This is a genomic window from Curtobacterium sp. MCPF17_003 (genome assembly GCF_003224385.1).
Lineage (GTDB): Bacteria > Actinomycetota > Actinomycetes > Actinomycetales > Microbacteriaceae > Curtobacterium > Curtobacterium flaccumfaciens.
The window spans coordinates 43,430-55,507 of sequence record NZ_QKLC01000020.1; the positions used below are offsets into that span (position 1 = coordinate 43,430).

Genomic DNA, 12,078 nt, shown 5'->3' on the forward strand with positions numbered 1-12,078 from the left:
CGGTCGGGGCGTGTCGTCGGCGCTCCGGTCAGGAGGCGCTGATGGTCGTGGTGGGGCGTGCCGGCGGGGCCCCGGCGACTTCGTCGGCGGAGACCGGGCCCTCGGCGTCCGTCGGTTCCGGGCTCAGGACGAGGCCGGAACCGCTCGCCGCGCTGGCGTAGAGCTCGTCGAGCCACGAGCGGTTCACGCTCGGTGACTTGCCGCCGGCGAACTTGAAGTGCAGTCCGCAGTAGGGGTGGATCCAGATGCTGCTGCGGCCGCCACCGACGGCGGGGTCGTCCTTCCACGAGAACACGAAGCTCTCTCCGCGGCGGATGAGGTTCACGATGACGATCTGCAGGTGCGTGAGCGCACGGTCGTCGAGGCGGAGCTCGAGGGGTTGCGAGTCGTAGATGAGCTGGCCCATGGCGCTGCCTTCCGTCGGGTGGGACCCGCCGCACGTGCCGGGCCCGCGGGGTCCATCCTCCCCCGATTCCTCGACCCCTGGCGCTTTTCGTCCATCCACGGCGTGATCAGTCCCGTTCCGTGCCGGCGGCCGACGGCGGGACGGTCGGTGCCGACCACGGTGGGAGCTCGGCCGACGGGTACCCGCCGTGCTCATCCGGCGCCCGCAGCATCGGGTTGACCGCGCGCAGCCGGATGCCGGAGCTGTCCCCGGTGACCCCGCGGACGGCGCTCGCCAGCAGGAACGCGACGACGTCGGCCGTGCTGCCGTCGGGGTCGTAGCCGTGCCAGGGGCGGTCGTCGCCCTGGGCGCGTCGCAGGGCACTGGCGAACGTCGCGTCGGCGTCGTCGACCTCCACCTCGCAATCGAGCACGATCCGGAAGCGTGATCCCTCGCCCGGGGGCCGAGCGAGGTCCGGCGTGGCGAGGGGCTCCGGGTCCTCCGGGTCGAACGACCGGAGCGCCGCCGACGGTGCGGTGCCGAACGCGGCACGGTACTCGGCAGCCATCCGCCCGGCGTTGCTGAAGTGCCAGTGCTTCGCGACGTCTGCGATGGTGCGTCGGTCGGCCGGTGTCATCGACAGCAGGTCGCGGCGGACGCCCTCGAGCCGCACCCCGCGCAGGTACGACGCGGGTGAGGTCTGCAGCTCCCGCCGGAACGCGCTCTGCAGGCCGCGGGTCGACAGGTGTGCGGCGGCGGCGATGTCCGGTACGGAGATCGCTTCACGGGCGTGGGCGTGCACGAACCGCAGCGCCTCGTGCACGCTGCGGGACAGCCGTGCTCCGCCGTGCTCGGGACCACTCGCCGTGGTCGGTGCCTGGTCCATACGTGGAGGGTACGAGTCGGTCGGGCGGATCGGCCCCCGACGCCACGACGCCGCCGTTATCCGGGGTGCGCGGATGTGGATCGCACCCGTTCGGGGGCCATTGTGGACCTCGACGGAGGCGCTTATCGTCCAGAAGGTACTCAAACTGTCCCCCTCCGAACAGGGTCGGAGGTGCGGGGGCAGATCGGAGGATCTCATGAGTGTTTACGAACGTGCACCGGGGGTCGCCCCGGTCCACATCACCTCCTACCGGGCGCGGGCACGGGCTGCCCGACGCGGGTGGATCGTGCAGTCCGAGGACGACGTCGATCGCGAGCGCTTCACCTTCGCGGACCTCCGCGCACAGCGGGGGCGGAACCCGTGAGCAGCGACACCGTCCCGCGGGCCGTGGTCGGCCACGCACCCCGGGCCGCCGAGCGGTGCGGCCGGACCCCCTCCGACGCCGTCCGGACGGTCCGTGCCGTGTACGACGGTCGCGACGTTCGGTTCGCACCCACCGACCGGTTCGCGTTCCGCCACCGGACGGTGCGCCACCACAACGTCGCGCTGCTGTCGTCGGCGGTGTCGACGGCCGCCGCCGCCTCGTTCACGCCGGACGGCACGCCGGTGCTGGCGTGGTCGACCGTGGGGTGCCTCCGGGTCGACGACGACGCGCCCACCCGTCCCGGTGTGCCGGTGCTCCTGCCGACGGACCGACCGTTCACCCTGATCGTGCCGGCGGGGACCGTCCAGGTGCTGCGGGTCGACCGCGGCTTCCTCGACGCCGTGAACGGGGTCGTGTTCGACCACCGCTTCGCCGGGCGACTGCGATCCCGCCCGGCCGAGGCCGAGGTCTCCCACCTGCTCGCCCGCATCGACGCGGTGGCGGTCAACGCGCTGCACCCCGACCGCAACCCGGGCGGCCACCTGTCCGCACAGGTGCTGCTGGCCGAGTCCGTCCTGCGGGCCTTCGGCGGGACGGGCGCCGAAGGCGACGCACCGCCGGTGCGCCGGACGGTGAACACCGTGCAGCTCGCGCAGGCCTGGCTCGCGGAGCACTGCGACCGGCCGCTCCAGCTCGCGGACGTCTGCGGGGCCGTCGGGGTCAGCTCCCGCACACTCCAGGAGAACTTCGTGCAGCACGTCGGGGTGAGCCCCATGACGTACCTGCTGCAGGTCCGCCTCGACCGGGTGCGGATCGCGCTCCAGCTCGCCGACTGCGCGCAGACGACGGTGGCCGAGGTCGCGCACCGGTGGGGCTTCCGCCACATGGGGCGGTTCTCGAGCACGTACCACCAGCGCTTCGACGAGTACCCGAAGAAGACGCTCCAGACGAGCACCTGACCCGCCCGTGCGCACGCGACAACAGCGGCTGATCGGGCTGGCGGAGCGGGTCCTGCTCCACCAGCCGGACGTGGTGCCGGACAGCATCCTGTTCGAGTGGGGCGACCACCGCGGACGCGACTGGGAGCAGACCCTCACCGTGCACTACGACGTCGGTGGAGGGAGCCCCGGCCCCCACCACCGGCACCACTACTTCATCTGACCGGGCTCTGCAGCCGGTCCGCCAGGAACGCAGCCTGACGCTCCCAGTGCCGGAAGCCGCCACCCTCGTGCCCGTTGTACGGGTACACGACGATCTCGCGGTCGGTGGAGCCGAGGGCGTTGAACGCGGCGAAGGTCGTGCGCGGCGGAACGACGTCGTCCATCAGCGCGACCGAGAACAGCGCCGGGGCGGTGATGCCGGCGGCGTGGTTCACCCCGTCCAGGTACGCGGCGGTCTCCCACACGCTGTCGGCCGCGTCGCCGTGGACGGAGAGGTACTGCGCGAGCTCCAGGTACGGACCGCCGACCGCGACGTCGGTGCCGTTCCGCCAGTCGGCGAGGAACGCCACGTCGGGCAGCACCGCGGCGACCGGTCCGACGTGTGCCTCGACCAGGGCCGCCGCGGCGATCGTGATGCCGCCGCCCTGGCTGCCCCCGGTCAGGGCGATGCGCTCGGGGTCGATCCCGGGAAGCGTCCGCACCGCCTCGACGAGCCGCACGGCGTCGGTGTAGACGCGGCGGTAGTAGTGCTCGGCCGGTGAGCCGATGCCGCTCGTCATCCAGCCGCTGGCGTGCGGTGCGGAGCCGTGCGGGTCCGGGGTGTCGCCGCCGGCCCACCCGGAGCCCTGGCCGCGCGTGTCCATCACGACGTGCACGTAGCCGGCGAGGGCCCAGTGCACGCGCTCGCCGGGGCGACCACGGCCACCGCCGTAGCCGAGGAACTCGACGACGACCGGCAGTGCGCCGGGGTCGTCGGACACCGGGCGGTTGACCCACGCGCGCACGGGGTCGCCGGCGAACCCGGGGAACGTCAGGTCCTCGACGACGAGACCGGTCACCGGGGTCTCGGCCGGCACGAGGGTCGACTCGACCCCCTCGCCCGCGGTCCGGGCGGCGGCGATCGTGTCCGCCCAGAAGGCGTCGAAGTCAGCGGGACGACGGACGTCCGAGCGGTGGGCGCGGAGCGCGTCGAGGGGCAGGTCGGTCAGTGGCATGGGGTCCTCCGGGGACGATGATGCCCCCGGCGCCCTGGTGGAGGGCGCCGGGGGCGGGGAGTGTCGGATCCGGTGCGTCGGTCAGCGCGCCGCGGCGCGGTACTGCTCGAGCACCGCGGGGTGCGGGTCGGACGGCACGGTGGTCGTCGCGGTGTCCCACGTCGGCAGTGCGCCGGTGAGCGCCCACGCGGCCTGCTTCGCAGCACCCGCGGCGACGTACTCGCCGGGCTCCGGCGCCAGGACGTCACGGCCGAACACCTGTGCGGCGACGGTGCGGACCGCCGGGTTCCGCGAAGCGCCACCGATGAGCAGCAGCCGCTCGACGGTCACCCCGGTGCCCTGCACCGCGGCCAGTCCGTCGGCGAGGGCGCAGAGCATCCCCTCGACGGCCGCCCGGGCCAGGTGCGCCCGGTCGGTGGTCGCCGGCGTCATGCCGAGCAGCGATGCGGTCGCGTCCGGCCGGTTGGGCGTGCGCTCGCCGACGAAGTACGGCACCAGGACGAGGCCGTCGGCCCCGGCCGGCGCCTGCAGCGCCAGTTCGCCGAGTGCGTCGTGGTCGACGCCGAGCAGGCCGCCGATCACCTCGAGCACGCGGGCCGCGTTGAGCGTCGTGACGATCGGGAGGCGCGACCCGGTCCCGTCGGCGAAGCCCGCCACGGTCCCGCTCGGGTCACGCACCTCGGCGTCGCTGACCCCGAAGACCGTGCCGCTGGTGCCGAGGGACACCGCGACGTCACCAGGGCCGAGACCCAGGCCGAGCGCTGCCCCGGCGTTGTCGCCGAGTCCGGCGCCGACGACGAGGCCGGACCGGGCGACAGCGCCGCCGGGCAGCTCGACGTCGGTGGACAGGGTGCCCATCGCCTCGTCGGGAGCGACCACGCGGGGAACGACCACGGCGTCGTCGTCACCCATCGACGCCGGACGCATCGGTCGCCCGAGCGCGAGCTCGAACAACTCCGGGTCGTACTCGCGGCGCACCGGGTCCCAGTACGCCGTGCCGCTGGCGTCGGACGCGTCCGTCGCCAGGGCGTCGAGGTCGGGGCCGAGCGGGCTCTCGTCCGCCGGGCCGTGGCCGCGGAGCCGCCACGACAGCCAGTCGTGGGGGAGCGCCACGGCCGCGACGCGGGCCGCGTTCTCGGGCTCCGCGTCGCGGAGCCACCGCAGCTTGGTGCCCGTGAACGACGCGACCGGCACCAGCCCCGTCCGGGCGACCCAGGCCTCCCGGCCGAGTTCGTCGACCATCTGCGCGGCCGCGTCCGCACTCCGCACGTCGTTCCAGAGCAGGGCGTCGCGGACCACGCGGCCGTCGGCGTCGAGCGCGACCATGCCGTGCTGCTGCCCGGCGATGGCGACGGCACCGACGTCGTCGAGGCCACCGGCGTCCGCGACGGCTGCGCCGAGGGCGTCCCACCAGTGGCGGGGGTCGACGGAGGTGCCGTCCGGGTGGGACGCGCGTCCCTCGCGGACGACCGCACCGGTCGCGGCGTCACGGATGGTGACCTTGCAGGACTGGGTCGACGAGTCGACCCCGGCGACGAGCTGGCGCTCGTCCGTGTTCTCAGCCACGAGCACCCATCAAGTGCTCCATCGCGAGCTGCTGCAGGCGGACGAAGCCGAAGCCCTTGCCGCCGAAGTAGGCATCGGCGTCGAAGTCCTCGTAGGCGGAGCGGTCGGCGAGGAACGCGTCGTACGACTCGCCGTCGTCCAGCGTCGGCGTCGACAGCTCGCCGACCTTGGAGGCCTCGAGCGCCGCCTGCACCTCGGGGTCGGCGCGGAACGCCTGCGCACGCTCCTTGAGGAGCAGGTACATGCGCATGTTGGCCGACGCGGAGTCCCAGACGCCGGTGATGTCCTCGGTGCGGCTCGGCTTGTAGTCGAAGTGGCGCGGGCCGTCGTACGCCGGGCCGCCCTGCGGGGCGCCGTGCTCGAGCAGGTCGACGAGCGAGAACGCGTTCTGCAGGTCGCCGTGACCGAACACCAGGTCCTGGTCGTACTTGATGCCGCGCTGACCGTTGAGGTCGATGTGGAAGAGCTTGCCCTGGTAGAGCGCCTGGGCGATGCCGGCCGTGAAGTTCAGGCCTGCCATCTGCTCGTGGCCGACCTCGGGGTTGATGCCGAACAGCTCCGGACGCTCGAGCGTCTCTGTGAAGGCGATCGCGTGGCCGAGGGTCGGCAGGAGGATGTCGCCGCGGGGCTCGTTCGGCTTCGGCTCGATGGCGAACCGGATGCCGTAGCCCTTGTCGGTGACGTACTGGGCGAGCAGGTTGACGGCCTCGCGGTACCGCTCGAGCGCGGCCTGCACGTCCTTGGCGCTGTCGTACTCGGAGCCTTCGCGGCCACCCCACATCACGAACGTCGACGCGCCGAGCTCGGCGGCGAGGTCGATGTTGCGGAGCACCTTGCGGAGCGCGAAGCGGCGGACCTGCCGGTCGTTCGAGGTGAAGCCGCCGTCCTTGAAGACCGGGGCGGAGAACAGGTTCGTCGTGACCATCGGCACGACGAGCCCGGTCGACTCGAGCGCGCCCTTGAGGCGGTCGATCTGGGTCTGGCGTTCGGCGTCGGTCGAGCCGAACGCGAACAGGTCGTCGTCGTGGAAGGTCAGGCCGTAGGCGCCGAGCTCGTCGAGCTTCTCGACCGCCTCGACCACGTCGAGGGCGGGTCGGGTCGGCCCGCCGAAGGGGTCGGAGCCGTTGTAGCCGATGGTCCAGAGACCGAAGGAGAACTTGTCTGCACGGGTGGGCGTCGTTGCCATGGTGGTCACCGTTCGTCGTCGAAACAAAATGTTGCCGCGCCCAACATAAGCGGTAGTGTTGGCTGTGGCAAGCACGTGATCGCAAAGGAGCGAGCGGATGGCAAGTGAGTCGACGGTGCAGCAACGACTGCGGGTCGCGATGGTGGGGCACGGCTTCATGGGAGCCGCGCACTCACAGGCGTGGCGGACCGCCCCCAGGTTCTTCGACCTCGGCGCCGAGCCGGAGATGGCGGTGATCGTCGGGCGTGATCCCGAACGCACCGAGGCCGCTCGGCAGCAGTACGGCTGGCAAGCGGCGTCCACCGACTGGCGTGCCGTCGTCGCCGATCCGGACATCGACGTGGTCGACGTCGTTTCGCCGGGGTCCTCGCACGTCGAGATCGCGATCGCCGCGCTCCAGGCCGGCAAGCACGTCCTGTGCGAGAAGCCGCTCGCGAACACCGTCGCCGAGGCCGAGGCGATGACCGCCGCCGCCGACGCCGCCCGTGCACAGGGTGTCCGGGCGATGGTCGGGTTCAGCTACCGCCGGGTGCCGGCCATCGCGTTCGCCCGGCAGCTGGTGCAGGACGGCCGGATCGGCACCGTGCGCCAGGTCCGTGCGCTCTACCTGCAGGACTGGCTCGCCGACGCCGACGGCCCGATGACCTGGCGCCTCGACAAGTCGCTCGCGGGCTCGGGGGCGCTCGGGGACATCGGCGCGCACGCGATCGACCTGGTCGAGCACGTCACGGGCGCGTCGCTCGCCACCGTGTCCGGCACCCTCGAGACCTTCGTGACCGAGCGTCCGCTGATGGCCGAGGGGGTGGGGCTCTCCGGCACCGCGTCGAGCGAGCGCGGGCAGGTCACCGTCGACGACGCCGCGTTCTTCACCGCACGGCTCGACGGCGGCGCGGCCGACGGTGCGATCGGCACGTTCGAGGCGACGCGCTACGCGACCGGGCGGAAGAACGGTCTGACGCTCGAGATCAGCGGTTCCGACGGCGCGATCCAGTTCGACCTCGAGTCGATGAACGAGCTCCGGCTGTACGAGTCGAACGCACCGGCGGGGGAGCAGGGGTTCCGCCGCATCCTCGTCACCGAGCCCGAGCACCCCTACATGGCGGCCTGGTGGCCGACCGGGCACCTCATCGGGTACGAGCACACCTTCAGCCACCAGGTGAAGGACTTCGTCGACGCCATCGTCGCCGGCACCGACCCGTCGCCGTCGTTCGCCGACGGCCTGCACGTGCAGCGGGTCCTCGACGCGGTCGAACGCAGCGCGGCCGCCGGCAGCACCTGGACGGCGACCTCGTGAGCGCCGCCGAGCAGACCCGCCAGGCGCTCGTCGTCCGCGGCGGGTGGGACGGCCACCAGCCCGTCGAGACCACCGACCTGTTCATCCCGTTCCTGCAGGACCACGGCTTCGCGGTCCGGGTCGAGGGATCGCCCGCCGTCTACGCCGACCGGGAGTACATGGACACGGTCGACCTGATCGTCCAGGTGAACACCATGACGACCATCGCCGCCGACGAGTTCGCCGGTCTGCAGCGGGCCGTCCTGAACGGCACCGGCCTGGCCGGCTGGCACGGCGGGATCGCGGACTCGTACCGCGACAACGCCGACTACCTGCACATGATCGGCGGGCAGTTCGCGCACCACGCGGGCAAGCACCCCGACGACCGGGTCGGGGAGCAGTCGGACAACTACATCCCCTACACGGTGCACATCACCGACCTCGGGCACGAGCACCCCATCACCCAGGGCATCGAGGACTTCGACCTCGTCACCGAGCAGTACTGGGTGCTGAGCGACGAGTACGACGACGTCCTCGCCACCACCACGCAGGAGGCCCGCTCGTGGGACCCCTGGAACCGGCCGGTCACCGCACCGGCGATCTGGACCCGGCAGTGGGGGAAGGGACGCATCTTCGTCTCGGCCCCCGGACACCGGATCGAGATCGTCGAGTCGCAGCCGGTCCGCACCATCATCGAACGGGGACTCCTGTGGGCAGCACGGTGAACGAAGGGGTGCTTCGCGTCGGCGTGGTCGGCGTCGGGGTCATCAGCCAGCAGTACTTCGAGCACTTCCCGGCCCTGCCCGGCCTCGAGCTCGCCGCGGTCGCCGACCTCGACGTCGCCCGTGCCGAGCAGGTCGGTGCGGCTCAGGGCGTGCGCGGGACCACCGTGGACGACCTGCTCGCCGCCGACGACGTCGACGCGGTGCTCAACCTGACGATCCCGGCCGCGCACGCCGACATCGCCACCCGGGCACTCGCAGCAGGCAAGCACGTCTACGGCGAGAAGCCGCTCGCGATGTCCACCGCCGAGGCCGCACCGGTGCTCGAAGCCGCCCACGCCGCCGGCCTGCGCGTCGGCAGTGCCCCGGACACCGTCCTCGGCACGGGCATCCAGACCGCACGGGCCGCCCTCGACGACGGCGCGATCGGCACCCCGGTCGGCGCTGCCGTCGCCTGGAGCGCACCCGGGCACGAGCTCTGGCACCCCGCGCCGGCGTTCTACTACCAGCCGGGCGGCGGACCGCTCCTCGACATGGGGCCGTACTACCTGACCAGCCTCGTCACGTTCTTCGGGCCGGTCGTCCGGGTCAGCGGCAGCGCCACCCGCTCCACCCGTGAACGGACGATCGCGACCGGACCGAACGCCGGCACGTCGATCCCGGTCGACATCGACACGCACGTCGTCGCGATCCTCGAGCACGAGGGCGGCGTGGTCTCCACCGTGAGCGTCTCATTCGAGGTCTGGGCCACCCGCGCCCCGCTGTTCGAGGTGTACGGCACCGCCGGCACCCTGGGGGTACCGGACCCGAACCGGTTCTCGGACACCGTGTCGATCGCCACCGCCGACGACCGCTCGTGGCGCGACCTGCCGGTCGCCGCCGGGTACGCCGACGCCGGCCGCGGTTACGGCCTCGCCGACATGGCGCATGCGATCGCGACGGACCGGCCGCACCGTGCCTCCGGCGACCTCGCGTTCCACGTGCTCGAGGTCATGGAGGCGGTCTCGGCCGCTGCCCGAGACCACTCGGTCGTCGACGTGCACTCGCGCGTCGAGCGACCCGCCACCGTCCCCGCCGGGTCCGCACCCGGATCCTGGTGACGGAACCCGACCACCGCGAAGAAGGACGACGACGATGACGACGACGGACGCGAGCGACACGACGGAGACGACCCGGGCCTCCCGGCCGGTCACCCTGTTCACCGGACAGTGGGCCGACCTGCCCTTCGAAGAGGTGGCCCGGCTCGCCGGCGAGTGGGGCTACGACGGGCTGGAGATCGCCTGCTGGGGTGACCACCTGGACGTCCGGCGCGCCGCGACGGACCCGGAGTACGTGGCGGACCGGCTGGCGATCCTGGAACGCCACGGCCTGCGGGTCTGGACGATCGCGAACCACCTGGTCGGCCAGGCCGTGTGCGACGACCCCATCGACCAGCGGCACGAGGACATCGTCCCGCCGCGCGTGTGGGGCGACGGCGACCCCGAGGGCGTGCGGCAGCGTGCGGCCGAGGAACTGCAGTGGACTGCCCGTGCCGCCGCGGCGCTCGGTGTCGACACCGTCACCGGCTTCTCCGGCTCGTCGATCTGGAAGACCGTCGCCGGGTTCCCGCCCGTGCCCCCGGGGATGATCGACGCCGGGTACCAGGACTTCCACGACCGGTGGTCACCGATCCTCGACGTCTTCGAGGAGGTCGGGGTCCGGTTCGCACTCGAGGTGCACCCGTCCGAGATCGCCTACGACTACTGGACCGCCAAGCGCACGCTCGAGGTGTTCCAGGACCGGCCGGCGTTCGGGTTCAACTTCGACCCGTCGCACTTCGTCTGGCAGGACCTCGACCCCGCCGCGTTCCTGCTCGACTTCGCCGACCGGGTGTACCACGTGCACTGCAAGGAGTCGGTGAAGCAGCTCGACGGGCGCAACGGGCGGTTGTCCTCGCACCTGCCGTGGGGCGACCCCCGGCGCGGGTGGGACTTCGTCACCGCCGGTCACGGGGACGTGCCGTGGGAGCGGGTGTTCCGCGTCCTGAACCACATCGGGTACGCCGGCCCGACCAGCGTCGAGTGGGAGGACGCCGGCATGGACCGGCTCGTCGGCGGGCCCGAGGCGCTGGCGTTCGTCCGGCAGCTCGGTACCATCGCGCCGCCGGACGCCGCGTTCGACGCCGCGTTCTCGCGGTCGCGCTGACCGGCACCACGCTGCGGGGCCGCGCGGTCGCCGAGGTTTCGCGCGGCGCGACAGTTCACGGGCCCGCCGGTGCGAAACTCGTCGCTCAGCCCGAAACCCCACCCACGACCTCACCCACCAACGAGGAGGACCCATGGCACGGCAGCCCACGGCGACGCCGGGCAACGCCGCGCGCGTCCTCCGGCTCGTCCACGAGGACGGCCCCGTCACCCGCGCCGAACTCACCCGGCGCACCGGCCTGAACCGCTCGACCATCCTCGCGCTCGTCGGGGAACTCGTCGACGCCGGTCTCGTGCACGAGGAGACTCCCGCCGCGGGGACCCCCGGTACCGGTGTCGGACGGCCGAGCGGGGTCGTCCGGGCGTCCGGCGACGTCCTCGCCGCCGCGGTCACGGTCGAGATCGACGCCGTCGGGGTCGCCCTCGTCGGCCTCGACGGCACCGTCCGCGACCGGCTGGTCGAGCCGCAGACCACCGTGCCCACCGCGGCGCAGGCGATCGACGCCGTCGCCCGGGTCCTCGCAGCACTCCTCGCCCGCACCGGACCGGCGGCCCGGATCGTCGGGGTCGGTGTCGCCGTGCCCGGCATCGTCCGGGTCGAGGACGGCACCGTCCGCGACGCCCCGCACCTCGGATGGCGTGACGAACCCCTCGCCGCACCGCTCGCGGAACGCCTGGGGCTGCCGGTCCGGGCCGCGAACGACGCCAACCTCGGCGCCTGGGCGGAACGGCTGTACGGCAGCGCCCGCGGCGTCGACGACCTCGTGTACCTGAACGGCGGCGCGAGCGGCATCGGCGGCGGGATCGTCAGCGCCGGCCGGCCCTTCAGCGGCGCCGACGGGTACGCGGGCGAGCTGGGGCACACCTTCGTCGCGGCGAACGGCATCCGCTGCCACTGCGGTGCGGTCGGCTGTCTGGAGACCGAGGCCTCGCGCTCCGCGCTCACCGCGGTCACCAGGACCCCGCCGGACGACCTCGACGCGCTCGCCGCGGCGCTCGCCGAGGGCCGGCCCGAGCTGGAGCGGGTCGTCGACCGACAGGTCACCGCTCTCGCGACCGCACTGCGGAACGCCATCCACACCGTCGACCCCGAGGTCGTCGTGCTCGGCGGGTTCCTCGGTGCGCTGCTCGGACACGTCGGCGACCGGATCGAAACCGACGTCCGGGCGCAGACGATGGCCGCCATGACCGACCGGCTCCGCATCGTCCCGGCGGCACTCGGCCGCGACGTCCTGGTCCGTGGCGCCGCCGAGATCGGCTTCGCGGAGCTGCTGCGCGACGCCACCATGCCCGCGGCGCCAGCGCCGGCGCCGGTGCCGGCGACCACGCTGTCTCTTATACACATCTGACGCTGCCGA

Annotated in this window: 13 protein-coding genes; 8 read left to right on the forward strand and 5 right to left on the reverse strand. The window is 72.9% G+C overall.

What is annotated here, in order from left to right; genetic code table 11:
* Positions 1 to 28 precede the first annotated feature (28 nt).
* Together DEJ30_RS15840 and DEJ30_RS15845 are read right to left on the reverse strand one after the other, a co-directional pair.
* Complete coding sequence (locus DEJ30_RS15840; protein ID WP_110862649.1) at positions 29 to 406, reverse strand: ATP-dependent DNA ligase; 378 nt, start codon at positions 404 to 406, stop codon at positions 29 to 31.
* Between the two features lie 106 nt (positions 407 to 512).
* On the reverse strand, positions 513 to 1,271 hold the full coding sequence (locus DEJ30_RS15845; protein WP_181420177.1) for an AraC family transcriptional regulator: 759 nt from the start codon (positions 1,269 to 1,271) through the stop codon (positions 513 to 515).
* Between the two features lie 196 nt (positions 1,272 to 1,467).
* Here DEJ30_RS15845 and DEJ30_RS18325 point away from each other — a divergent pair, with 196 nt between their 5' ends.
* Genes DEJ30_RS18325 through DEJ30_RS15860 form a run of 3 tightly spaced genes read left to right on the forward strand, consistent with a single transcriptional unit; the run spans position 1,468 to position 2,796 of the window.
* On the forward strand, positions 1,468 to 1,635 hold the full coding sequence (locus DEJ30_RS18325; protein WP_181420178.1) for a hypothetical protein: 168 nt from the start codon (positions 1,468 to 1,470) through the stop codon (positions 1,633 to 1,635).
* Positions 1,632 to 2,594 (forward strand): helix-turn-helix transcriptional regulator, encoded by a 963-nt coding sequence (locus tag DEJ30_RS18395; RefSeq protein WP_220032972.1) that lies wholly within the window; start codon positions 1,632 to 1,634, stop codon positions 2,592 to 2,594. Before DEJ30_RS18325 ends, DEJ30_RS18395 begins: the two co-directional genes overlap by 4 nt.
* Before the next feature lie 7 nt (positions 2,595 to 2,601).
* Positions 2,602 to 2,796, forward strand: a complete 195-nt coding sequence (locus DEJ30_RS15860) for a hypothetical protein (protein ID WP_110862651.1) — start codon at positions 2,602 to 2,604, stop codon at positions 2,794 to 2,796.
* Here the strand turns inward: DEJ30_RS15860 and DEJ30_RS15865 are convergent.
* From DEJ30_RS15865 to xylA, 3 genes are all read right to left on the reverse strand, one after another.
* Positions 2,789 to 3,790: an acetylxylan esterase gene (locus DEJ30_RS15865; RefSeq protein ID WP_110862652.1), complete on the reverse strand. Its 1,002-nt coding sequence runs from the start codon at positions 3,788 to 3,790 to the stop codon at positions 2,789 to 2,791. The two genes, DEJ30_RS15860 and DEJ30_RS15865, sit on opposite strands and share 8 nt — an antisense overlap.
* Positions 3,791 to 3,871: 81 nt before the next feature.
* Positions 3,872 to 5,356 (reverse strand): xylulokinase, encoded by a 1,485-nt coding sequence (gene xylB / locus DEJ30_RS15870; protein ID WP_110862666.1) that lies wholly within the window; start codon positions 5,354 to 5,356, stop codon positions 3,872 to 3,874.
* A complete protein-coding gene (gene xylA / locus DEJ30_RS15875) occupies positions 5,349 to 6,542 on the reverse strand; it encodes a xylose isomerase (RefSeq protein ID WP_110862665.1) in 1,194 nt (397 codons plus the stop codon). The genes xylB and xylA overlap by 8 nt, the downstream gene beginning before the upstream one ends.
* A 97-nt stretch (positions 6,543 to 6,639) precedes the next feature.
* Here xylA and DEJ30_RS15880 point away from each other — a divergent pair, with 97 nt between their 5' ends.
* The 5 genes from DEJ30_RS15880 to DEJ30_RS15900 all read left to right on the forward strand — a co-directional run bounded on the left by DEJ30_RS15880 (position 6,640) and on the right by DEJ30_RS15900 (position 12,069).
* Positions 6,640 to 7,836: a Gfo/Idh/MocA family protein gene (locus DEJ30_RS15880; RefSeq protein WP_258370007.1), complete on the forward strand. Its 1,197-nt coding sequence runs from the start codon at positions 6,640 to 6,642 to the stop codon at positions 7,834 to 7,836.
* Positions 7,833 to 8,540, forward strand: a complete 708-nt coding sequence (locus tag DEJ30_RS15885) for a ThuA domain-containing protein (protein WP_110862653.1) — start codon at positions 7,833 to 7,835, stop codon at positions 8,538 to 8,540. The genes DEJ30_RS15880 and DEJ30_RS15885 overlap by 4 nt, the downstream gene beginning before the upstream one ends.
* Positions 8,525 to 9,637 (forward strand): Gfo/Idh/MocA family protein, encoded by a 1,113-nt coding sequence (locus tag DEJ30_RS15890; protein WP_110862654.1) that lies wholly within the window; start codon positions 8,525 to 8,527, stop codon positions 9,635 to 9,637. The genes DEJ30_RS15885 and DEJ30_RS15890 overlap by 16 nt, the downstream gene beginning before the upstream one ends.
* Before the next feature lie 34 nt (positions 9,638 to 9,671).
* Entirely contained in the window at positions 9,672 to 10,721 is a 1,050-nt protein-coding gene (locus tag DEJ30_RS15895) for a sugar phosphate isomerase/epimerase (RefSeq protein ID WP_110862655.1), read from the forward strand.
* Positions 10,722 to 10,854: 133 nt separating this feature from the next.
* Positions 10,855 to 12,069: an ROK family transcriptional regulator gene (locus DEJ30_RS15900; RefSeq protein ID WP_110862656.1), complete on the forward strand. Its 1,215-nt coding sequence runs from the start codon at positions 10,855 to 10,857 to the stop codon at positions 12,067 to 12,069.
* Positions 12,070 to 12,078: the final 9 nt, after the last annotated feature.